The sequence below is a fragment of the Burkholderia glumae LMG 2196 = ATCC 33617 genome (assembly GCF_000960995.1).
Lineage (GTDB): Bacteria > Pseudomonadota > Gammaproteobacteria > Burkholderiales > Burkholderiaceae > Burkholderia > Burkholderia glumae.
Window position 1 is genome coordinate 2,762,626 of the sequence record NZ_CP009434.1, and the last position, 23,159, is coordinate 2,785,784.

A 23,159-nucleotide genomic window follows, 5' to 3' on the forward strand; every position below is an offset into this window, starting at 1 on the left:
TCCCGAGCGGCGCGCCGCGGCCACCCGCCGGCGGCCCGTCGCGGCCCATCCCTCACGGAGTCCAGACATGACGGAGCACCCCCTCGCGCCCCGCGCCCGGCCGGATCGGCCGGTGCTGAGCCTGCGCGGCGTTTCCAAGCAGTTCGGCGCGGTGTCGGCGCTGACCGACATCGAGCTCGACGTGCATGCCGGTGAAGTGGTCGCGCTGGTCGGCGACAACGGCGCCGGCAAGTCGACGCTCGTGAAGATCCTGGCCGGCGTGCATCAGCCCAGCGCCGGCACCATCACGTTCGACGGCCGCCCGGTCACGCTGTCCGATCCCGGTACGGCGCTCGATCTGGGCATCGCCACGGTGTTCCAGGACCTCGCGCTCTGCGAGAACCTCGACGTGGTCGCCAACATCTTCCTGGGCCGCGAACTGGGGCCGCTGCGCCTCGACGAAGTGAGCATGGAGGTGCGCGCCTGGACGCTGCTCAACGAGCTCTCGGCGCGCATTCCGAGCGTGCGCGACGTGGTGGCGTCGCTGTCGGGCGGCCAGCGCCAGACGGTGGCGATCGCGCGCTCGCTGCTGCTCGATCCGAAGCTGATCATGCTCGACGAACCCACCGCCGCGCTCGGCGTCGCGCAGACGGCCGAGGTGCTGAACCTGATCGAGCGGGTGCGCGACCGCGGTCACGCCGTGATCATGATCAGCCACAACATGGAGGACGTGCGCGCCGTGGCCGACCGGATCGTGGTGCTGCGGCTGGGCCGCAACAACGGCGTGTTCTATCCCGATTCGTCGAACGCCGCGCTGGTCGCGGCCATCACCGGCGCGACCGAGAACGCGGTGTCGCGCCGCGCCGGCCGGCGCGAAGCCAGCCAGGGCGCCTAAGCCTCGCAAGGAATCGATCATGCGCAACGACACCTCCCCCACGCCGCCGTCCCGGCCGCTGCTCGATCGCGCCGACGCGCGCGTGAAGCACGCCGGCAGCCTCGGCGAGAGCCTCGCCGCGTTCGCCGCCCGCGTGCGCGCGGGCGATCTCGGCTCGCTGCCGGTGGCGGCCGGCCTCGTCATCATCTGGACCGTGTTCACCGGCCTGAACCCGGTGTTCGTGTCGGCCGACAACCTCGTGAACCTGCTGTTCGACTGCTCGACGGTGGGCGTGATCTCGCTCGGCATCGTCTGCGTGCTGATGGTCGGGCAGATCGATCTGTCGGTCGGCTCGATCAGCGGCTTCGCCTCGGCGCTGGTGGGCACGCTGTGGGTCGACCAGGGCTGGCCGGTGGCGCTCGCGATCCTCGCCGCGATCGCGGCGGGCGCGGTGTTCGGCGCGCTCTACGCGCTGCTGTTCAACCGGCTCGGCATGCCGAGCTTCGTCACCACGCTGGCCGGCCTGCTCGCGATCCTGGGCCTGCAGCTGTACGTGCTCGGGCCGAGCGGCTCGATCAACCTGCCCTACGGCTCGACGATGGTCGATCTCGGCCAGTCGCTGACCCTGCCTGCGCCGGTCTCGCACCTGCTCGCGCTGCTGCCCGGCGCGGCGCTGCTGCTGCTCGGCCTGCGCACGCAGGCGCGGCGCCGCGCGGCGCAGCTGTCCGCGCCGTCGGCCGGCGCGCTGCTCGCGCGCGCCGCGGCGGTCACCGTGCCGCTCGAACTGGCGGTCGCCTATCTCGACCGCGGGCGCGGCGTGCCGCTGATGTTCGGCCTGTTCGTGGTGCTGGCCGCGGCGATGCACTACGCGCTCACGCGCACCCGCTGGGGCCGCTCGATGCACGCGGTGGGCGGCAACCACGAGGCCGCGCGCCGCGCCGGCATCCGGGTGGGCGCGATCTACGCCAGCGCGTTCATGCTGTGCGCGAGCCTGGCCGCGCTCGGCGGGATCCTGAGCGCCGCGCGGCTCGCCTCGGCCAGCCAGCAGGCCGGCACCGGCGACGTCAACCTCAACGCGATCGCGGCGGCCGTGATCGGCGGCACCAGCCTGTTCGGCGGACGCGGCAGCGCGTGGTCGGCGGTGCTCGGCATCGTCGTGATCCAGTCGATCGCGAGCGGCCTCACGCTGCTGAACCTGTCCTCGTCGCTGCGCTTCATGATCACCGGCGCGGTGCTCGCGATCGCGGTGATCGTCGATTCGCTGGCGCGGCGCTCGCGCGTCTCGCACGGCCGTGCCTGAGGCGCGCGCCGCTACCCGTCACCCTGGAGAAACCCGCATGTCCGAATCCCTGAACGGAAAGATCGCCGCGATCACCGGCGCCGCCTCCGGCATCGGCCTCGCCTGCGCGCGCGCGCTGATCGGCGCCGGCGCGAAGGTGGTGCTGATCGACCGCGCCCAAGAGCGGCTCGCCGCCTGCCGCGACGAACTCGGGCCGAACGCGCTGCCGCTCGCGGTGGACCTGCTGCAGCCGCAGCAGGTCTGCGCCATGCTGCCGCGCATCCTGGAACTCGCCGGCGGCCTCGACATCTTCCACGCCAACGCCGGCGCCTACGTGGGCGGCGAGGTCGCGAACGGCAATCCCGACGACTGGGACCGCATGCTGAACCTCAACGTCAACGCCGCGTTCCGCTCGGTGCATGCGGTGCTGCCGCACCTGATCGCGCAGCGAGCCGGCGATATCATCTTCACCAGCTCGATCGCGGGCATCGTGCCGGTGGTCTGGGAGCCGATCTACACGGCCTCGAAGTTCGCGGTGCAGGCCTTCGTCCACACCACGCGGCGCCAGGTGATGAAGCACGGCGTGCGGGTGGGCGCGGTGGCGCCGGGGCCGGTCGTCACGGCGCTGCTCGACGACTGGCCGCGTGCCAAGATGGAGGAGGCGCTCGCGGCCGGCAGCCTGATGCAGCCGGAGGAGGTGGCCGACGCGGTGCTGTTCATGCTGAGCCGGCCGCGCAACGTGACGATCCGCGATCTCGTGATCCTGCCCACCCAGGTCGATCTCTGACCGGCCGGAACGCCCCGCCCTCACGCAGACAGGAACCCGACATGACGGACCACTCCCCCGCCGCGCCGCATGGCGCCGGCCGCTACCTGATCGGCATCGACGTGGGCACCGGCAGTGCACGCGCCGGCATCTTCGACGCGGCCGGCCGCATGGTGGCCTCGGCCAGGCACGAGATCAGCGTGTTCCATGAAAGCGGCGCGATCGTCGAGCAATCGAGCGCCGAGATCTGGCATGCCGTCTGCACCTCGGTGCGCGCGGCGCTCGCGCAGGGCGCGATCGCGCCCGAGCAGGTGGCCGGGCTCGGCTTCGACGCCACCTGCTCGCTGGTGGTGCTGGGCGCGGGCGGCCGCTCGCTGCCGGTCGGCCCCTCGGAACAGCACGCGCGCGACATCATCGTCTGGATGGATCATCGCGCGCTCGCGCAGGCCGAGCGCATCAACGCGGGCGGCCACGCGGTGCTCGGCTTCGTCGGCGGCCGGATCTCGCCCGAGATGGAAACGCCGAAGCTGCTGTGGCTGCTCGAGCAGCGCCGCGCCGTGTTCGACGCCGCCTGGCAGTTCTTCGACCTGACCGATTTCCTGACCTGGCGCGCCACCGGCGACCTGGCGCGCTCGACCTGCACGGTCACCTGCAAGTGGACCTACCTCGCGCACGAGCGGCGCTGGGACGAAGGCTATTTCCGCGCGATCGGGCTCGGCGTGCTGGCCGACGAGGGCTTCGAGCGGATCGGGCGGCGCGTGGTCGAGCCCGGCACGGCCCTCGGCCAGGGGCTCACCGCGCAGGCGGCGGCCGAACTGGGCCTCGCGCCCGGCACGCCGGTGGCCGCCGGCCTGATCGACGCGCACGCGGGCGGGCTCGGCACGGTGGGCGCGGACGGCGCGCCCGAGGCCTGCCTCGGCTACGTGTTCGGCACCTCGTCCTGCACCATGACCACCACGCGCGAGCCGGTGTTCGTGCCCGGCGTGTGGGGGCCGTACTTCTCGGCGATGGTGCCCGACGCATGGCTCAACGAGGGCGGCCAGTCGGTGGCCGGCGCCGCGATCGAGCGGCTGCTGGCGATGCACCCGGCCGCCGCGCAGGCGCATGAGGCCGCCGCGCGGGCCGGGCAGTCCTTGCCGGAATGGCTCTCGGCGCAGGCCACGGAGGCGGCGCAAGCGGACGCGGCGGCAGGGGACGCGGCTGAAGGGCTGTCCGCCGCCGCGAGGCTCGCCGGCGGCCTGCACGTGGTGCCCGAATTCCTCGGCAACCGCGCGCCGTTCGCCGACCCGCACGCGCGCGCCGTGATCGCCGGGCTCGGCATGGACGGCGGCCTGGCGAGCCTGGTCGCGCTCTACGTGGCCGGCCTCGCCAGCCTCGGCTACGGGCTGCGCCAGATCGTCGAGGCGCAGGCGGCGGCCGGCGCGCCGGTGGCGCGCATCGTGATCAGCGGCGGCGCGGGGCGGCATGACCTGGTGCGCCAGTTGCTCGCCGACGCGACCGGCCTGCCGGTGCTCGCGACCGAGGCCGAGGAGCCGGTGCTGCTCGGCGCCGCGATGCTAGGCAGCGTGGCCGGCGGCCTGCACGGCGAGGTGCGCGCGGCGATGCGCGCGATGTCGCGCGTCGGCCGCCGCTATGCGCCTGCCGGCGGCGCGATCGCGGCGCTCCATACGGCGCGCTACCGCGCGTTCGAACGGCTGCAGCAGGTCGCGCGCGAGATTCGCGGGACCGCCTAGGCGGCGGCTCGGCGACGGCCGCCGTCCGGCACGAACACGGCAGGGCGGCGATCAAGCAGCGATCAAGCGGCGGCGAGCGACGGCAAGCGGCTCGCGAGCGGCGCGCAAGCAGCGCGATGCCGACGCGGGAAAGCGGCATGGAAGCAGCGCGGCACCGGCGGGAAACCGCCGCGCGGCTCGCCATCGTGCTGTCACACAAGGCGTGTCTGATTCCTCCATTCCCGGTTGTCTGCTCCGTCGCGCGGCCGATGCCGCCCCGCACGGCGCCCGAACCGTCGTCGAGAATCATCGAGATGAAAGAACCGCCGATGCTCGAATTCGCGCAGCACCCCGTCGAGGACCGCCTGGTCCATGTCGACGAGTTCTGCCTCGACCTGCCGCTGCTGCGCGGCCTCGCGCGCTGCCCGCTCTGCTCGGGCGTGCTGCGCGTGGTGCAGCTGCGCGACCGCTCGCGGGCGCGCCGCTTCGTCCATGCGGCGGGGCCGTTCGCGCGCTGCCCGCTCGTCAGCGACGCGGTGTCCAATCCGCTCGCCGTCACCGTCGGCCCGCCGCTGACCGAGCGCGCGCGGCAGCTGCGGGCGAGCTTCTTCCAGCAATGGCAGCGGCACCTGCACACGATCCGGCAGACCGCCAGCGCGTTCCAGGTGGCGCGCTTCACGCGCGCCATCGAGCATGCCGACGTGCTGAAGCTGTGGGCCTGGCCCACGCTCGCGCAGCGCGACATCCCCTATGTGATGCTGGTGCTGACCGATTTCATCGCCGCGCCGCCGGGCGAGAAGCAGGCGGCCTGGATCCGCTTCTGGTTCGACGCCTCGGTGCAGCAGATCGGCGACCTCGGCAAGCCGGGCCGGATGGTGCCGCGCCTCTTCCAGCTGCGCTACCGGCGGCCGCGCATGTCGAAATATCCGAGCGTGCGGCACCTGATCGACTGCCGGCCGGTGCCGATGGGCGCGCACGAGTTCGCCGATCCGGCGGCGCCGTTGACGGGCGCGGACGACGTGTCGGCGTTCGAGTCGTTCGCGCAGCGCGTGGCGCGGCTGCCGGGGGACTGAGCCGGCGGAGCGCCGCCGCCGTCCGCTGCCGCCGTCTCGCGTCTCGCGTCTCGCGTCTCGCGTTCGCCCGACCGGGACGGGGCCGGGCGGCGCCCCGAACCGCTGCCGGCACCATAGCGTGCCGGCGCTCGCAATCGAGTCGCCGCAGCCGCGTTCAGCTGTAGAGCGACGCCTCGGGCAGCTCGCCCGTCAGCGCGTGGCGGCCGAGGTCGCGCAGCCGGTAGTCGAGCGGATCATGCAGCGTGTGCGTGCGCGCGTTGCGCCAGAAGCGGTCGAGCGCGAGCGGCGCGGCCGTCGCGCGCGCGCCGCAGGCATCGAACAGCGCCTCGCCCGAGTCCAGCGCGGCCCGCTGCGCCACCACCTTGGCCTCCGACACCGCCAGCGAAACCTCGGCGCGGGCCTCGGCCGTGAGCGCCGCGCCGCGATCCCAGGCGCCCTGCAGCGCGCGCGCGGCGCGATCGGCGAGCGCCTCGGCCGCTGCGGCCTGCACCCGCATCTCGCCGAAGCGCTGCAGCGTGTAGGGATCGTCCTGCGCCCGCTCGACGCCCGAATGGATCCAGGGCCGCCCGCGCGTAGCCACGTACTCGCGCGCCTCGGCGAGCGCCCCCTCGGCCAGCCCGACGAACAGGTTGGTCAGCACCAGTTGCGAGACCAGCGTGCGCAGCGTCGCGCGCGGCGTGGGCGGCGCCTCCGAGCGATGCAGCACTTCCCCCGGCTCGATCCGCACGGCGCTGAACGACACGCTGCCGCTGTCGGTCTGGCGCTGGCCGATCGGGTCCCAGTCGTCGTGGACCGTGATGCCGCCGCGCGCGGTCGGCACCACCGCGAACACCGGCTTGCCGGCGGCCGGATCGTGCGCCGAGACGATCATGCGCGCCGAGCCGCGGGTGCCCGAACAGAAGCTCTTGATGCCGTCGAGCCGGTAGCCGCCGTCGGCCTCCTGGCGCGCCACCAGCCGCGTATCGAGCGAATTGACGGCGTTGCCCCACCACCAGCCCTGCTCGACCGTGCCGCGCAGGTGGCGCTCGCGCTGCGCGTCGCTGCCCCACACCTCGACGCTGACGACCTGCAGCACCTGGAAGCCGACCAGATGCGCGAGCGCGCTGTCGACGCGCGCGAGTGCGCGAATCGTCTGATAGACGATCGGCCATTCGGCTTCCTGGCCGCCGAACGCGCGCGGCACCGCCAGCGTCTGCAGGCCGACGGCGGCCATCCACTGCTTCTCGCGCGCGGCATGGCCGCCGCGCCGGTCGCGCTCGGCCGCGCTCGCGCGCAGCGCGACGATCAGTTCACCGAAGCTGCGCGGGGCGTCGGGGTCGGCGGCCGCGGCGGCCGACGGATGGAGTTCGCTCATCGGGTAACAGGCTCCCTGCCGTTGAAGGTTTCAGGTGCGGGCCGTCGCAACCAGGCCGCGCCGCGCGAAATCGGCCGCTCGGGCTCGATATCGGCGGCCAGCCGTCGTCGACACGACTCTTGCCGCGCCTGCGGGCCGATGATAGACGCGAACGCCGGGCGCGGTCCAACAAGTGATGCGCAAAAGGAAATCGGCGAAAACGATAAGCGAGGCGGCAACGCTACGGCCCGTATTTTCATGCCGCAAGAGGTTTGCCGCCGCGCATGAAAGCTGATATTCATGAAAGACCGGATCGGGACATCCGGCGCGGCAACCGAAGAAGCAACGTACCCCATTACCAGACGCGACGGGCGCGAGCCCGCGGCGGCCAGACCCGCAAGCGAGACCAGCCATGACTCATTCGTATGCTTCGACGTCCATTTCTCCGTCACTCATGGTCGAGCGGCGCGCAAGGCCGCGCGCCGGCCGCGCGCCGGGCGCGTTTCACCGCATCGCGTCGGCCGCCTGTTCGCTGATCGCCTCGCTGCTGGTGACGAGCGGCGGCGTCCAAGCGGCCGACCTCGTGGTGCCGGCGTATTTCTATCCGTCCGGCTCCGGCGCGACCGCCTGGAACACGCTCGCGACCAATGCCGCCTCGGTGCCGCTCACGGCCATCGTCAACCCGAACAGCGGCCCGGGCACGGCGGCCGATCCGGCCTATACCGGCGCGATCGCGAAGCTGCGCGCCGCGGGCGGCAAGGTGATCGCCTACGTCCACACCTCGTATGGCGCCCGCCCGCTGTCCGACGTGACGGCCGACATCAACAAATACCTGGCGTTCTACGCGGTGGACGGCTTCTTCATCGACGAAATGGCCAACGACGCCACGACCGCCCACGTCCAGTACTACCAGTCGCTCTACAACTACATCAAGGGGCTCTCGCCGAACTATCAGGTGGTCAACAACCCCGGCACCACCCTGCCCGAGATCTACGCGAGCCTGCCGGTGGCGGACCGCTTCGTCGTCTACGAGAACAAGCAGGCCAACTATGCCGGCTTCGTGCCGAACGCCTGGCAGGCCGCCTACGGCGCGGACCGCTTCGTCCACATCGTCTACAACGCGAGCGCGTCGCAATTGACCGGGGTCTTGCAGCTCGCCGTGACGAACGGCGCGGGCGGCATCTATGTCACCTCGCTGAAACTGCCGAATCCGTACAACGGGCTGCCGTCGTACTGGTCGCAGGAAGTGTTGGCCGTCGCGGCGCTCAATCCGGCGCCCGTCAGCGCGCTCGGCAAGAACGGCCGGGCGGCGGCGGTGCGGCCCGGCGGCAAGAGACGCTGAGGCAGCGGGCCGGGCGGCTGGGCGGGCTCGCCCCTGCGCCATGCCGGCCGCCGCCCCTCGGCCGAGGCCGACCGGCCCCCGCGCCTGCCGCGAGCGGATTTGCGCCGCGATCGAAGCGGGCCTGGAACGGCCCGCGTCGATCGCTCGCCCGCGCCGTTCATCGCGGCGCGGCGGCCTGAATGTGGCCCTCGCCGCCGCGCCCCGGCCTCAGCGCTGCGCCACCGCCGGCGCGGCCGGGGCGGAAGCCCCGGCGGCCGCGGCGGCCGCCGGCGTGCCCCAGCCGCCGCCGAGCGCGCGGATCAGGTTCACCGTCGCCACCGCCTGCGCGCCCGTCAGCTGGTTCGCCTGCAGCTGCGACTGCAGCACCGTGCGCTCGCTGTCGATCACGTCCAGATAGGCGATCTGCCCTTCCTGATACTGCGTGCGCGACAGCTTCGCCGCGCGCTGCGAGGCCCGGACCGCCTCGCCCTGCGCGCGGATCTGCTCGTCGAGCAGGCGCAGGTCGGAGAGCTGGTCCTCGACCTCGCGGAACGCCACCAGCACCTGCTGCCGGTAGTTCGCGACCTGCTCCTCGTAGGACGCGCGCGCCTGCTGCACGCCCGCGCTGCGCCGGCCGCCGTCGAACAGCGGCAGCGTGAGCGCGGTGCCCGCGAACGGCCCGAGCAGGAAGGTGCGGCTCGACCACATGAACAGCTCGCCGAGCGTGGATGCCTCGTAGCCGAACGAGCCGGAGATGTCGAGCTTCGGGAAATACGCCGACTTCGCCAGGCCGATCCGGGCGTTGGCGGCCGCCATCGCACGCTCGGCCGCGGCCACGTCGGGGCGCCGCTCCAGCAGCGCCGACGGCAGGCCGGGCGGGATCCTCAGCGTGACCGGCGCGATCGGCGCCTGCTTGAACGCGAAATCGGCCGGCGCCTTGCCGAGCAGGATCGCGAGCGCATGCTCGGAGGCCGCGCGGCGGCGCGCGACGCCGACCGCGTCGGCCTGCGCGCTGGCCAGCTCGTTCTTGGCGCGCGACACGTCGAGATCATCGATGTCGCCCTCGCTGAAGCGCCGCTGCGAGAGCTTCAGCGATTCCTCGCGCAGCGCCACGGTGCGCCGGTACAGGTCCTGGTCCGCATCGAGCTGGCGCAGTTCGAAGTAGTTCTGCGCGACGTCGGCCTGCAGCGCGAGCCGCACCGACTGGAACAGTGCCTCGCTCTGCGCGGCGTCGGCGCGCGAGGCCTCGACGTTGCGGCTGACGCGGCCGAACAGGTCGGCCTCGTAGGACACGCTGCCCTGCGCGCGCCACAGCGTGGCGTTGACCGGCCCGGAGCCCTGCGGCCGGAACTGCGAGGCCGACGACAGGCCCTCGCGGGTCGGCCCGAAGCCCGCGTCGAGCGACGGGAACCACGCCGAGCGCGCGGCGCGCGTGGCGGCGCGCGCCTCCTGCACGCGCGCGGCGGCGGCCTTCAGGTTCTGGTTCGCGTCGAGCGCCTGCTGTTCGAGCGCGTCGAGCACCGGGTCGCCGAACACCTTCCACCACTCGCCACGATGTTCGGCATCGGCCGGCTCGGCCGGCTTCCAGCTGCCGGCCTGCTCGCCGGCGGCCAGCGTCGGGGCTTCCTTGAACGCGGCGGGCGTGGCCGCCGCGGGCCGCCGGTAGTCCGGCCCGACCGCGCAGGCCGCGAGCAGCGCGGCCAGCAGCGCGCTCAGGCCGGCCAGCTTCGTGAGCCGCAGGATGGTCTTGTCGTTTTTCATGGATCGATTCCTCAAGCGTCCGCGGCCGAGACGTCGTACCGCGAATTGTCCTTCTGCGCGACGTGGATCTTGCCGCCGGCCAGCGTGCGCAGCACCACGTAGAACACCGGCGTGAGCATCAGCCCGAACAGCGTCACGCCGAGCATGCCGAAGAACACCGCCACGCCCATCGCATGACGCATCTCGGCCCCGGCGCCGGTCGACAGCACCAGCGGCACCACGCCCATGATGAACGCGATCGAGGTCATCAGGATCGGGCGCAGCCGCAGCCGGCTCGCCTCGACGGCGGCCTCGAACGGGGTGCGGCCGTCGTGCTCCAGCTCGCGCGCGAACTCGACGATCAGGATCGCGTTCTTGGCCGACAGCCCCACCAGCACCATCAGGCCGATCTGCGTGAAGATGTTGTTGTCGCCCTGCGTGAGCCACACGCCGGTCAGGGCGGACAGCAGGCTCATCGGCACGATCAGGATCACCGCGAGCGGCAGCGTCAGGCTTTCATACAGCGCCGCGAGCACCAGGAACACCAGCAGCACGCTGATCGGGAAGATCAGGAGCCCGGCATTGCCGGCCAGGATCTGCTGGTAGGTCAGGTCGGTCCACTCGAACTTCACGCCGCGCGGGAAGGTCTGCGCCGCGATCCGCTCCACCGCCGCCTGCGCCTGGCCCGACGAGAAGCCCGGCGCCGGGCCGCCGTTCACGTCGGCGGCCGTGTAGCCGTTGTAGCGCACCACCATTTCCGGCCCGAAGGTGGGCGTGACGGTGACGAGCGACGACAGCGGCACCATCTCGCCGGCGGCGTTGCGCGTCTTCAGCAGCCCGATGTCGTCGGGCTTCTGGCGGTACTGCGCGTCGGCCTGCACGCGCACCTGGTAGACGCGCCCGAAGCGGTTGAAGTCGTTCACGTAGAGCGAGCCGAGGTACACCTGCATGGTGTCGAACACGTCGGTCACGTTCACGCCGAGCTGCTTGGCCTTCACGCGGTCCAGGTCGACGTTGAGCTGCGGCACGTTGATCTGGTAGCTGGTGAACAGCGGGCCCAGCTCCGGCGCCTGCTGCGCGCGCTTGATGAAGTCCTGGGTGGCGTCGGCCAGCCGCGCGTAGCCCACCGCGCCGCGATCCTCGATCTGCATCTTGAAGCCGCCCAGCGTGCCGAGCCCGAGCACCGGCGGCGGTGGAAACACGGCGACGAACGAATCCTTGATGCCCGCGTACTGCCGGTTCAGCGCGCCCGCGATGGCACCGGCCGACAGCGTCTTGCCGTGGCGCTGGTCGAACGGCTTGAGCGTGACGAACACGATGCCGGCGCTGGAGCTGTTGGTGAAGCCGTTCACCGACAGGCCCGGGAACGCCACCGCGCTCTCCACGCCCGGCTGCTTCAGCGCGATCGAGCCCATCTGGCGGATCACCTTCTCGGTGCGATCGAGCGAGGCGCCGTTGGGCAGTTGCGCGAACGCGATCAGGTACTCCTTGTCCTGCGCGGGCACGAAGCCGCCCGGCACGATGCGGCTCATCAGCACCGCCGCGCCGAGCAGCACCGCGTAGACGCCGAGCATCAGCGTCTTCCTCGACAGCACGCCGCGCAAGCCGCGCCCGTAGCCCTCGGCGCCGCGATGGAACACCGCGTTGAAGCGGCGGAAGAAGCCGCCGAGCACGCGGTTCATCACGCGCGTGAGCCAGTCCGGCTGCTCGTCGTGCCCCTTCAGCAGGATCGCCGAGAGCGCCGGCGAGAGCGTGAGCGAGTTGAACGCCGAGATCACCGTGGAGATCGCGATGGTCATCGCGAACTGCTTGTAGAACTGGCCGGTCAGGCCCGACATGAACGCGAGCGGCACGAACACGGCCACCAGCGTCAGCGCGATCGCGATGATCGGCCCGCTCACCTCGCGCATCGCCTGGTAGGTGGCCTCGCGCGCCGACAGCCCGCGCTCGATGTTGCGCTCGACGTTCTCCACCACCACGATCGCGTCGTCCACCACGATCCCGATCGCCAGCACCATCCCGAACAGCGACAGCGCGTTGATCGAATAGCCGAACATCAGCAGCAGCGAGAAGGTGCCGATGATCGACACCGGCACGGCGATCAGCGGAATGATCGAGGCACGCCAGGTCTGCAGGAACACGATCACGACGATCACCACCAGCGCGATCGCCTCCAGCAGCGTGTGGACCACCGCCTTGATCGACGAGCGCACGAACTGCGTCGGGTCGTAGACGATCCGGTATTCGACGCCGGCCGGGAAGTCCTGCTTCAGCTCCTCCATGGTGGCGCGCACCTGGTCGGAGATCTGCAGCGAGTTCGCCCCCGGCGACTGGTTGATGGCCATCGCCACCGCCGGCTGGTTGTCGAGCAGCGAGCGCAGGCCGTATTCGGAGGCGTCCAGGTCCACCCGGCCGAGGTCGCGCAGCCGCGTGACCGCGCCGTCCGGCGCCGTCTTCACCACGATGTTGCCGAACTCGTCCTCGGTCTGCAGGCGCCCGCGCGCGTTCACCGACAGCTGCAGCGGCGTGCCCGGAATCGACGGCGACGCGCCGATCACGCCGGCGGCCACCTGCACGTTCTGCTCGCGGATCGACCGCACCACGTCGTCGGCGGTCAGGCCGCGCTCGGCCACCTTCTGCGGATCGAGCCAGACCCGCATCGCGTAGTCGCCCGCGCCCCACAGCTGCACCTGGCCCACGCCCTGGATCCGCGACAGGCGATCCTTCACGTTGATCAGCGCGTAGTTGCGCAGGTAGGTCATGTCGTAGCGGTTGTCCGGCGAGATCAGGTGCACCACCATGGTCAGCGTGGGCGAGCTCTTGACGGTGGTCACGCCGAGCCGCTGCACGTCCTCCGGCAGGCGCGGCAGCGCCTGGTTCACGCGGTTCTGCACGAGCTGCGTGGCCTTGTCCGGATCGGTGCCGAGCTTGAAGGTGACGGTGATCGTCACGTTGCCGTCGCTGTTCGCCTGGGACTGCATGTAGAGCATGTCCTCGACGCCGTTGATCTGCTCCTCGATCGGCGAGGCCACCGTCTCGGCGATCACCTTCGGGTTGGCGCCCGGGTACTGCGCCTTGACGATCACCGACGGCGGCACGACTTCCGGATACTCGGAAATCGGCAGCATGAACATGGCGATGACGCCGCCCAGCAGGATCAGGACGGATAGGACTCCTGCAAAGATCGGACGATCGATGAAGAATTTGGATAGGTTCATGGAAAGCTCTGTCTGAGTGTGCGCGAGTGGGAGCCAGGCGCGCCCGTCACGACGCGGCGCTGCCGGCGGCCTGCGAGGCCGCCGCCTCGGGCACCGCCGCGTCGCCGCCGCCGCCCGTCATCGGCACCAGGTGGACCTTCACCGGTTCGCCCGGGCGCACGCGCTGCGTGCCGTTCACCACCACCCGGTCGCTCGCCTGCAGCCCGCCCGCGATCACGCGCTGGTTGCCGTGCAGCCCGCCGATCCGCACCTCGCGGTAGGCGACCTTGCCCTGCGCGTCCACCACGAACACGAACTTCTTGTCCTGGTCGGTATTGATCGCCGCATCGTCCACCAGCAGGGCCGGATGCGGTGCGCTGCCGTCCACCTTGAGGCGCGCGTAGAGGCCCGGCACCAGCGTGCCGTCGGCGTTGTCGAAGCGCGCGCGCACGCGGATGGTGCCCGACGAGGTGTCGAGCCGGTTGTCCACCGAGTCGATCACGCCGCTGCGCGAGTAGCCGCTCTCGTTGGCCAGACCAAGCTCCACCGGCGCGCGATGGCCGTCGCGCACGGCGCCGATGTAGCGCAGGTAGGTCTGCTCGTCGGCGTCGAACGAGGCATAGATGGGCGACACCGAGACCAGCGTGGTGAGCGGCGCGGCCGTGGCGCCGGCCGACACCACGTTGCCGAGCGTGATCTCGGCGCGCGAGGCGCGGCCCGAGATCGGCGCGACGATGCGCGTGTAGCCGAGGTTGATCCTGGCGGCCTCCAGCGCGGCGGCCGCGGCCTTCACGTTGGCGCTCGCCTCGCGCGCGGCGTTCTGCTTCTCGTCATAGTCGCGCCGGGCGATCGCGTTGTCGCCGAGCAGGCGCTGCGCGCGCTGCCAGTCGGTCTGCGCGTAGCCGTCGCGCGCCTGGGCGGCGGCCAGCTGCGCGGCCGCGCGGTCGACTTCGGCCTGGTATGGGCGCGGGTCGATCACGAACAGCACGTCGCCCTTCTTCACCAGCGCGCCGTCCTTGAAGTTCACCGACACGATGGTGCCCGACACGAGCGGGCGCACGTCGACGCGCTCGATCGCCTCGAGCCGTCCCGAGTAGGTCTGCCAGTCGGTGATCGTCTTCGACAGCACGGTCGCGACGTCCACTTCCTGCAGCGGCGCGGCCTGGGCCGCGGGGGCGCTCGCGCTGGCGCGGATCACGCCGAACGCGCCGCCGCCGACGGCGAGCGCGACGGCCAACGCGGCCGCCGCGAGGCGAGAGCGGGGAGTAGCTAGGATGGACATGAAGATCTCCGGTTGCGTTGGAATGGCGGGAATCAGTCGTTGGCGTGGGCCTGGAACCGGCAGCTCAGGAAGCGCGCGGCCTCCTGCAGCGCGGGCGCGTAGCCGGCCAGCTCGGCATGCGAGACGTCGGGATAGCGGATCACCTGGGTCAGCACGCCGGCCTCGATCAGGCGGGCCGCGTACCTCTCAGCCTCGACATGCAGCATGTCGTTGTGGGCCGTGGCGATCAGCGTGGCGGGCAGCCGCGCGAGCCGCGCCGATTCGAGGGGCGCCGCGTAGGGATGCATGCGCTGCGCCGGCTGGGGCAGGTAGGCGCGGTAGCAGGCCGCGCATTCCTTCAAGGTGATGTCGGAGGCGAGCCGGCGCTCGTTGCCGAGCCGCGTCATGCTCGGATCGAGCATCGGTCCGAACAGCGCCTGGGCGACGATCGTCACGTCGCCGCGGTCGCGCGCGATGAAGGCGAGGCAGTTAGCGAGCTGGCCGCCCGCATCGTGGCCGGCCACCGCGACGCGGCGCGGATTGCCGCCGAACGCGCGGGCGCGCGCCTCCACCCAGCGCGCGGCGCGGTAGGCATCCTCCGGGGCCGCCGGAAACGGATGCTGCGGCGCCAGCGAATACTCGACCGACACCACCAGCGCCGGCATGCGCTCGGCCAGGAAGCGCGCGGCGAAGTCGGCGTCGGCCAGCGAACCGCGCACGAAGCCGCCGCCGTGGAAATAAAGCACTACTGGCAATCCGGTCTTGTCCGGCCGGCGATAGAGGCGCAGCACGATGTCCTGCGCGTGGCCCTCGATCTCGACGTCGGACACCGCGAGCGGCGTGCTCGCCTGTCCCGGCGCGGCCGTGGCGGTGTTCAGCAGATTGCGAAAACCCGATGCGTCCATGAGCGATGCGCGTCAGCGCGTCCATTGCAAGATGGAGCGCATTCTGGGTCCGGCAGACATCAGGATAAATGCCTATAATCCGGCAACACAATTCAGGGGCTTTGAACAATCGACGCACGGGCGTGCGAAACACGGCGTCCGGCCGACTGATTGGGCCGATCAAACCCGGAGGTAAGCAGCATGGACCGTCTTCAAGCGATGCAGGTATTCACGCGCGTCGTCGATACGAACAGCTTCACGAAGGCCGCGGAGACGCTGGGCCTGCCGCGCGCGTCCGTGACGACGATCATCCAGAACCTCGAGGCCTTCCTGGGCGTGCGGCTGATGCATCGGACCACGCGGCGGCTGTCGCTGACGCCGGACGGCGCCGCGTATTACGAGCGCTGCGTGCGGATCCTGGCCGAGGTCGAGGAGACCGAGGCCAGCTTCCAGATCAACAATCGCAAGCCGCATGGCAAGCTGCGGGTGGACATGCCCGGCTCGCTCGGGCGGCTGGTGGTGATCCCGGCGCTGAACGAATTCCGCGAGCGCTTCCCCGACATCGACCTGCAGCTCGGACTGTCGGACCGCCCGGTCGATCTGCTGCAGGAGGGCGTGGACTGCGTGATCCGGATCGGCGTGCTGCAGGATTCGTCGCTCGTCGCGCGCCGGGTCGGGCTGTTCGAGTGCGTCACGGTCGCCTCGCCCGCGTATCTGGCGCGCTGCGGCGAGCCGCACAGCATCGACGACCTGGCCGAGCATCGCGCCGTGAACTATTTCTCGAGCCGCACCGGGCGCACCATCGACTGGGCGTTCCTGATCGAGGGCAAGGAAGTGGAGGTCAAGATGGAGGGCGTGGTGTCGGTCAACGACGCCGACGCCTACGTGACCTGCGGCATCGAGGGCTTCGGCCTGATCCAGCCGCCGCTTTTCATGGTGCTGCCGCAGTTGCGCTCGGGCGTGCTCAAGGAAGTGCTGACGGACCACAAGCCGCTGCCGATGCCGATTTCGGTGGTCTATCCGCACAGCCGGCATCTGTCGCCGAAGGTGCGCGTGTTCGTGGACTGGATCGCCGAGGTGTTCGACCGCTGCCCGCTGCTGAACGGCTCGGGCCGCCCGCCGCTCGACACGGTCTGCAGCAAGCGCACGTTCGAGCAGGCCGAGAGAGCGCCGGCGCTCGATACGCCGGTGATCAACGAGTGGGTGGCCTAAGCCGCCGCAGCCGAGCGCGCCCGATTCCGGCGTGACGCCGGCGGCCGGCCCGGCCCGGCGGCGCGAATCGGCATCTCGTGCCACGCACGCGCATCGAGCGGAGCAGGCAAACCGCCCGCGGGCGGCAGGGCCGCCTGCCTCCCTGCCTCCCTGCCTCCCTGCCGCCACCGCCGGCCGGTTCGGCGAGCGCAAGCGCGCCCGTGGCCCGATGCACGTCGCAATGCGGCAAACCCTCGGCGCTTGATGATCGGCTCGGCATCACACCATTGCGCCGTTGGAATCAATGCCGCCTGCCGGCGCCGCGCGGACTGCGGGCGCTTGCCGAGGCAGCCTCGACGGGCAAGGTTTCGCGCCGGCCCGATTCGCGGTACGGACATCGATTGTTCCAGCACGGCGACAATTCAATTCGCGTCCGTCCCATTTATTGATGCTGCGCTTGCACTTAAATTTCACTCCGTCGCGCGCCCCGTCGGCTGCGCATCCGAATCGAAATGGAGTCGAACATGAACCGCATCGCCATCTCCCTCGCCGCGCTCGCCCTGTCCACCACTGCCTTGCCGGCGTTCGCCGGCGGCGGCATCGGCCTGTCGGGCAGCTATGGCGATCTGCCTCACGCCACGCCCATCCACCACCCGAGCCGCGCGCAAGTGCGCGCCGAACTGGCCCAGGCCCAACGCGACGGCACGCTGGCCGCGCTGCGCAAGACGACCTCGTACCCGCAAGGCGTGGAGATCGCGCAACGCCCGGCGCAGTCGGAATCGGGCGGCCCGGCGAACCCGCTCGCCTCGGCCGAGCATTGAAGCGGTCGCGCCCGGGCGCGACGCTCGATGCCGGCGCTGCCCAGCACGGCGGCGCAGGCACCCACGTCAAGGAAGGAGGCCATGATCGTGAACCCGAACGAACCGAAACCGTCCCAACTCGACCAATGGGATCGCACCGTCCCGGTGTGGATTCCGTTCCGCGCGCAGCCGCAGGGCCGGCAGAACGCCGATGCCGGCAGCGCCGGCCGACGGCTCGCACCGCCCCCCGCCGCAGCGCCGCTTGATGCGCCGAGCGGCGCCGGCCAACGGCGCCGAGATCGAGTGCCGGTCGGTGCCGGGATTCGGCGCTGAAACCGAAACCGGCGGCCGCCGCCTCTTCCGATGCCGCGGCCGCCGGCTGCAGCGGGGCATGGCGCGCCGCGCGCGCCCGGCCGGATGCGCTCAGCGCGTCGGCACGCCCGCGCGCCATTCGCCCCAGTGCTTGACGATGTCCTGCACGAGCGGGTTGCCGGCGCGATAGAGGTTCTCGGTGGCGATCGCGAAGCCGCCCTGGTCGGCATAGTTCAGCAGGTTGTCGACGCTGGTCTGGCCCGGATACGGCCGGTCGAAGTCCGAACCCGTGCGCAGCAGCGCCACGCGCGAGAGATCGACGCGCTGCGTGGCGGCGGCCCGCGTGAGCGCCTCATAGGTCGCGTTGTCCTCCTGCGCGGTCATGCAGTAAGTGCCCTTGCCGTCGGTCAGGATCTTCGTCCACTCGCGCGCGCGCTCGCCGAGCTTGGTGCCGGAAAACCAGGTGTTGCCCGACGAGGTGTCGCAGCGCACCACCGCCGGCGGCCGGTTGGCCGGCGCCGTGTCGAATTTCGCGCGCGCGGCCTGGGCCTGCGCGTTGTCGGCCAGCACCACGTTGCGCGACAGTGCATAGGCCGCGTCGGTCAGCTTCGGATTGAGCTCGAACACCTCGGTCTTGTAGTCGAGCGGCGGCTTCTGGCTGGGGTCCTTGGTGTTGATGCCGAGATAGCCGGTGTGCCAGCCGGCCGGGATTTCGCGCGCGTCGAGCTCCCACTGCAGGCTGAAATCGACCAGGTAATGCGACCAGGCGGCCGAGCCGACCGTGCCTTGCGCGGGATCGACGCCGGCGATGCCGGAGATCAGGAAATAGGTACGGCGCAGGTCGAATTGCGGCGAGAACGTCAGCGCCATGATGGTGGCGGCCGCGTTCGCGTATCCCATGCCCGTCGTCACGACGCAGACGTCCTCGCGGTTGCATTGCACGTTCGGATAGTCGGGCGAGAGCCCCGGCACCTTCACCTGCGTCCATGGGCCGAGCCGGTCGGTCCAGGCCTGCCCTTCCGGGCCGAACATCGTGACGATCATCACCTTCGGCGCACGCGTGCCGGCAAGGTGGCCGGCAGCGTCGGGCGAAGCCGCGTCCTGCGCGGCGGACAGCGGCGTGGTGCACGCGGCGAACGAGAAAACGGCCAGGGTAGACAGCAAGCGAGTCAGCATCGTCGTTCCTTTTGAATGAAGTGGTGAGAACGGCTCCCGAAGGCTGCGGGACTTGCGCGCGCGGCCAGGCCCTCCGGCCGCGCGCGCCGCGAATCCGCCGTGCCACGGCACGGGCCCCGCGGGGCCGGCGGCGCGCCATGAGGCCCGGTCACGCCGCTGTCCGGTGACAAGCATAACGAAAACCGGCAGGCGCACGCCGGCAGGCGCGCAGACCCGGCTGAGGATACGACGTGCGGGGCGGGGGGCGGCGTCCCGCTGCGCGCCGGCCGTGACGGGCCGCGCTGCAGGCAGGACTGCACCGCGGGCCGGGCGGGGTGAACGGCGGCGGCAGGCGTTGCACTCGCGCTTGCGCCCATGCCCGCTCATGACGAAGGCCGGCGAGCCGACCGCGGCGCGGCCCGAAGCGGGCGCGGCGGCGGCCGGAGCCACGGGGCGGGACGCGGCGCCATGCTCTCTTAGCTGCGCGGCGCGGCCGCCGGCATGACCTCGACGGTCAGGTGCGACAGGCCGTCGACGCCGGCCAGCCGCTGGTGATAGAAGCGCGCATCGCGGCTCGCGCTGCCGGTGGCGACCGACAGCGCGGCGCTCAGATGGCCGGGGCCGAGACGCCAGAGGTGCAGATCGACGACCGCATCGCCGTCGCCCTCGATCCGCTCGCGGATTCGCGCCGCGAGCGCGGGGTCGGGCGTCATGTCGAGCAGCGTCGCGCCGGTGTCGCGGATCAGCACGAACGACCAGTTGGCGATCACCAGCGCGCCGACGATGCCGGCCAGCGGGTCCATCCAGTTCCAGCCGAACGCGCGCGCGGCGATCAGCCCTGCGATCGCGAGCACCGACACCACGGCATCGCCGATCACGTGCAGATACGCAGCGCGGAAATTGTGATCGCGCGCGTGAAACGCCTGCTGGCCGTGGGCGCCGTGATGCGCGGCGGCGTCCGCATGATCGTGCCGATGCGCCGCATCGGCCTGATGCCGCTCCGGCGCGTGATCGTGACCATCGTGATGATCGTGGCCGCCATGCGCATGGCCATGGTGGGCGCCGCCGAGCAGCCAGGCGCAGCTGAGATTGACGGCGAGCCCGAACACGGCGATCGGAATCGCCTCGCCGAACCGGATCGGCACCGGCTCGACCAGCCGCGTGACGGCTTCATAGCCGATCAGCACCGCGATCAGCGCGAGCGCGACGGCGCTCGTGAAACCGGCCAGATCGCCAAGCTTGCCGGTACCGAACGAGAAGCGCGAATCGTGCGCATGGCGCCGCGCGTAGGTATAAGCGAGCGCGGCGATCAGCATCGCGCCGGCATGCGTCGACATGTGCAGGCCGTCGGCGACGAGCGCCAGCGAACCGAAGCGCCAGCCGCCCGCGATCTCGGCCAGCATGGTCAACGCGCAGAGCGCGATCACGAACCAGGTGCGCCGCTCGCGGCTCGCATGCTCGGCGCCGAGAAACACATGCTCGTGCCGTACAGGTCCGGACTTCATGCCCAATGTTTCGTTCATCGCACTTCCCCTCTCCTTACTTGAAGTAACTGTGGACGACCTCGATCAGTTGCTCGGTCGCCCTGCCGCCGGCCTCGTCAGGTTGGAACGCCGGCGCGTCCACCAGATGCTCGCGGATGTGCGACTCGAGCACGGCCGCGAGCAGTCCGTTCATCGCGCCGCGGCAACTGGTCAGCCGCTGCAGCACGTTGTTGCAGCCATGCTCTTCCTCGAGCGCGCGCTCGACGGCTTCCAGCTGCCCCTTGATGCGGCGAACGCGGTTCAGCAGCTTCTGCTTGTCCTTGACGGTGTGGCTCATGGTGAGTGCGAATATACCATAGGGGGGTATACCTTGCAGTAAAACCCGATTGTGAAATCGGCAACCCGACGGGGTTCCCGGGCGAATCTCATGAGTCTCGCGGCGGCGCCGCCGCGGGCGATATCGTCAGGCGACCTCGATGCGGGCCGGGCCGTCCACCAGCTCGCCGATCACGGCGGCTTGCGCGAAACCGTCCGCGTGGAAGCAGGCCAGCACCGCGTCGACCGTGTCGGGCGCGCAGGCCACCAGCAGCCCGCCCGAGGTCTGCGGATCGGTCAGCAGCGCCCGAGCGGCAGCCGGCAGGGTCTCGCCGAGCCGCACCTCGGCGCCGTAGGCGGCCCAGTTGCGCTCCGAGGCGCCCGTCACCACGCCGCTCGCGGCCAACGCCTCGACGCCGGCCAGCCACGGCAGCGCCGCGTAGCGCACGCGCGCCGTGAGCCGCGCGCCGCGCGCCACCTCCAGCCCGTGCCCGAGCAGGCCGAAGCCCGTCACGTCGGTCATCGCATGTACCCCCGGCAACGCCGCCAATTCGGCCCCGGGCCGGTTGAGCCGGGTGGTCGCGGCGATCATCGCGGCGTAGCCCGCGTCGTCGAGCTGGCCCTTCTTCAGCGCCGCCGACAGCACGCCGACGCCGAGCGGCTTGCCGAGCACCAGCAGGTCGCCCGCGCGCGCGCCGGCGTTGCGCTTGACGCGCGACGGATGCACGATGCCGAGCGCCGCGAGGCCGTAGATCGGCTCGACCGAATCGATCGAATGACCGCCCGCCACGGGAATCCCCGCCTCCGCGCAGACCGCTTCGCCGCCCTTGAGCACGGCGGCGATCGTCTCGTGCGGCAGCACGTTGATCGGCATGCCGACCAGCGCGAGCGCGAGGATCGGCTTGCCGCCCATCGCGTAGACGTCGGACAGCGCGTTGGTGGCGGCGATCCGGCCGAAGTCGTAGGGATCGTCGACGATCGGCATGAAGAAATCGGTGGTGGCGACGATCGCCTGCTCGTCGTTGAGCCGGTACACGGCGGCATCGTCGGAGGTTTCGGTGCCGACCAACAGGTCGGGGAACAGCGCGGGCGGCGCGTTGCGCCTGAGCAGCTCGGCGAGCACGCCCGGCGCGATCTTGCAGCCGCAGCCGCCGCCGTGCGAGAGGCTGGTCAGACGCGGCGGATTCGATTGCGGGTTGGAGTTCATGAAGGCGGTCCTGGTTGGCGAAGCGTCCATTATCGGCAATCCGCCGCGAACGCGCCCGCGCCGGCGCCTCGCGTTCGGCCCCGGCGCTTGGCGAAACCGGGCGAAGCCGGCATAATCCACGCCTTGCCTCATTTTGCCTATCTTTGCCTCATCACCGCTTTCCGGCTCGCGGCTCCCTGCCGGCCGGCATCGAGCGCGCCTGGCGCGCCCCGACAACATGGATCATCTGCTGGTCGCCCTCGTCCTGTTCTCCGCGCTGCTGCATGCGGTCTGGAACGCGTTTCTGCATGTCAGCGAGGATCGCGTGATCCAGCTCGGCACCATGGCGCTTCCCTATCTGGCGGCGGGTGCGGCCGGCGCGCTGTGGCTGCCGGCGCCGGCGCCCGGCGCGTGGCCCTGCATCGCCGCCTCGGCGACGCTCGAACTCGGCTATTGCCTCGCGCTGCTGCGAGCCTACCGCAGCGGCGAATTCAGCCAGATCTACCCGATCGCGCGCGGCAGCTCCCCGCTGCTGATCGCGCTGCTGGCGCTGCCCGCGCTCGGCGAGCGGCCGTCGGCCTGGGGGCTCGCCGGCATCGTGCTGGTCTCGCTCGGCATCATGTCGCTCGGGCTGCGGCGCGGCCTGCGGCTGTCCGGCGAGAGCGTGCCCTACGCGGTGCTCACCGGCGTGTTCATCGCCGCCTACTCGGTGGTGGACGGCATCGGCGTGCGGCTCGCCGGCAATTCGCTGTCGTACGTCTGCTGGGTCTATCTGCTCTGGAACCTGCCGCAGTTCGCGCTCGTCTGCGCGCTGCGCGGCGGCCCGCGGCGGCTGCTGGCGTCGCGCGCCACGCTCTGGCGCGGCGTGGGCGCCGGCACCTGCGCGCTCGGCGCCTATGCGATCGTCACGCTCGCGTACCGGCATCTGCCGGTGGCCAGCGTGTCGGCGCTGCGCGAGACGAGCTCGATCTTCGCGATCGGCATCGGCTGGTTCGCGCTGCGCGAGCGCCCCACCGCGCGGCGGCTCGCAGCCTGCGTGATGGTAGCTGCCGGGGCCGTGCTGATCCGGATGTGAGGCATGCCAGCCGGTCGGCACGGCCGATGCGGCAACGCGATCGTCCCCGCGCCACGGCCATCGCATGCCTGCCGGCGGCCGCTTGCCTGACCGCGGCATGCGCCGTCACCGGCAGGCACGCCATCTCGTTGTCCTGACGAACTCCCCTGTTCTCGGCCGTGAATCCCGCGCGATGTCGTCGCGCTGGCCCACGACAGACGCGATTTGCACCTGCTGCGGCTG

At 71.2% G+C, this 23,159-nt stretch carries 18 protein-coding genes; 9 read left to right on the forward strand and 9 right to left on the reverse strand.

The window, feature by feature from the left end; translation table 11 throughout:
* The first annotated feature begins 67 nt into the window (after positions 1 to 67).
* From KS03_RS12300 to KS03_RS12320, 5 genes are all read left to right on the forward strand, one after another.
* Positions 68 to 874 carry an ATP-binding cassette domain-containing protein gene (locus KS03_RS12300; RefSeq protein WP_012733219.1) on the forward strand — a complete coding sequence of 269 codons (807 nt, stop codon included), beginning with the start codon at positions 68 to 70 and terminating at the stop codon, positions 872 to 874.
* A gap of 19 nt (positions 875 to 893) precedes the next feature.
* On the forward strand, positions 894 to 2,153 hold the full coding sequence (locus KS03_RS12305) for a sugar ABC transporter permease (RefSeq protein WP_012733218.1): 1,260 nt from the start codon (positions 894 to 896) through the stop codon (positions 2,151 to 2,153).
* Positions 2,154 to 2,190: 37 nt separating this feature from the next.
* Positions 2,191 to 2,919: an SDR family oxidoreductase gene (locus KS03_RS12310; protein ID WP_012733217.1), complete on the forward strand. Its 729-nt coding sequence runs from the start codon at positions 2,191 to 2,193 to the stop codon at positions 2,917 to 2,919.
* Positions 2,920 to 2,960: 41 nt separating this feature from the next.
* Entirely contained in the window at positions 2,961 to 4,631 is a 1,671-nt protein-coding gene (locus KS03_RS12315; protein WP_012733216.1) for an FGGY-family carbohydrate kinase, read from the forward strand.
* A gap of 293 nt (positions 4,632 to 4,924) precedes the next feature.
* Entirely contained in the window at positions 4,925 to 5,683 is a 759-nt protein-coding gene (locus KS03_RS12320) for a hypothetical protein (RefSeq protein WP_012733215.1), read from the forward strand.
* A 154-nt stretch (positions 5,684 to 5,837) separates the two neighbouring features.
* Here KS03_RS12320 and KS03_RS12325 read toward each other — a convergent pair whose 3' ends face one another.
* Positions 5,838 to 7,037, reverse strand: coding sequence for an acyl-CoA dehydrogenase family protein (locus tag KS03_RS12325; protein ID WP_012733214.1), 1,200 nt, complete (start codon positions 7,035 to 7,037; stop codon positions 5,838 to 5,840).
* 391 nt (positions 7,038 to 7,428) lie between these two features.
* On the opposite strand from KS03_RS12325, the gene KS03_RS12330 reads away from it, so the two are divergent.
* Positions 7,429 to 8,358, forward strand: a complete 930-nt coding sequence (locus tag KS03_RS12330; protein WP_050811433.1) for a spherulation-specific family 4 protein — start codon at positions 7,429 to 7,431, stop codon at positions 8,356 to 8,358.
* Between the two features lie 207 nt (positions 8,359 to 8,565).
* Here KS03_RS12330 and KS03_RS12335 read toward each other — a convergent pair whose 3' ends face one another.
* From KS03_RS12335 to KS03_RS12350, 4 genes are read right to left on the reverse strand one after another with little or no spacing between them, the layout of a single operon-like run.
* Positions 8,566 to 10,098: an efflux transporter outer membrane subunit gene (locus KS03_RS12335; protein ID WP_012733212.1), complete on the reverse strand. Its 1,533-nt coding sequence runs from the start codon at positions 10,096 to 10,098 to the stop codon at positions 8,566 to 8,568.
* Positions 10,099 to 10,109: 11 nt separating this feature from the next.
* Entirely contained in the window at positions 10,110 to 13,295 is a 3,186-nt protein-coding gene (locus KS03_RS12340) for an efflux RND transporter permease subunit (protein WP_012733211.1), read from the reverse strand.
* Positions 13,296 to 13,341: 46 nt separating this feature from the next.
* A complete protein-coding gene (locus tag KS03_RS12345; RefSeq protein WP_012733210.1) occupies positions 13,342 to 14,556 on the reverse strand; it encodes an efflux RND transporter periplasmic adaptor subunit in 1,215 nt (404 codons plus the stop codon).
* Between the two features lie 32 nt (positions 14,557 to 14,588).
* Positions 14,589 to 15,440, reverse strand: coding sequence for an alpha/beta hydrolase (locus tag KS03_RS12350; RefSeq protein WP_012733209.1), 852 nt, complete (start codon positions 15,438 to 15,440; stop codon positions 14,589 to 14,591).
* Positions 15,441 to 15,620: 180 nt separating this feature from the next.
* Between KS03_RS12350 and KS03_RS12355 the strand changes: the two genes are divergently transcribed.
* Positions 15,621 to 16,631: a LysR family transcriptional regulator gene (locus KS03_RS12355; RefSeq protein ID WP_012733208.1), complete on the forward strand. Its 1,011-nt coding sequence runs from the start codon at positions 15,621 to 15,623 to the stop codon at positions 16,629 to 16,631.
* Positions 16,632 to 17,134: 503 nt separating this feature from the next.
* Positions 17,135 to 17,431, forward strand: coding sequence for a DUF4148 domain-containing protein (locus tag KS03_RS12360; protein ID WP_012733207.1), 297 nt, complete (start codon positions 17,135 to 17,137; stop codon positions 17,429 to 17,431).
* A gap of 402 nt (positions 17,432 to 17,833) precedes the next feature.
* Here the strand turns inward: KS03_RS12360 and KS03_RS12370 are convergent, their stop codons facing one another.
* The 4 genes from KS03_RS12370 to selD all read right to left on the reverse strand — a co-directional run bounded on the left by KS03_RS12370 (position 17,834) and on the right by selD (position 21,883).
* On the reverse strand, positions 17,834 to 18,898 hold the full coding sequence (locus KS03_RS12370) for a purine-nucleoside phosphorylase (RefSeq protein WP_012733206.1): 1,065 nt from the start codon (positions 18,896 to 18,898) through the stop codon (positions 17,834 to 17,836).
* Between the two features lie 455 nt (positions 18,899 to 19,353).
* Positions 19,354 to 20,400 (reverse strand): CDF family Co(II)/Ni(II) efflux transporter DmeF, encoded by a 1,047-nt coding sequence (gene dmeF / locus KS03_RS12375; RefSeq protein ID WP_012733205.1) that lies wholly within the window; start codon positions 20,398 to 20,400, stop codon positions 19,354 to 19,356.
* Positions 20,401 to 20,416: 16 nt separating this feature from the next.
* Positions 20,417 to 20,698, reverse strand: a complete 282-nt coding sequence (locus tag KS03_RS12380; protein WP_012733204.1) for a metal/formaldehyde-sensitive transcriptional repressor — start codon at positions 20,696 to 20,698, stop codon at positions 20,417 to 20,419.
* A 126-nt stretch (positions 20,699 to 20,824) separates the two neighbouring features.
* On the reverse strand, positions 20,825 to 21,883 hold the full coding sequence (selD, locus tag KS03_RS12385; RefSeq protein WP_012733203.1) for a selenide, water dikinase SelD: 1,059 nt from the start codon (positions 21,881 to 21,883) through the stop codon (positions 20,825 to 20,827).
* Between the two features lie 217 nt (positions 21,884 to 22,100).
* On the opposite strand from selD, the gene KS03_RS12390 reads away from it, so the two are divergent.
* Complete coding sequence (locus tag KS03_RS12390) at positions 22,101 to 22,937, forward strand: DMT family transporter (protein ID WP_012733202.1); 837 nt, start codon at positions 22,101 to 22,103, stop codon at positions 22,935 to 22,937.
* The last annotated feature ends 222 nt before the right edge of the window (positions 22,938 to 23,159 follow it).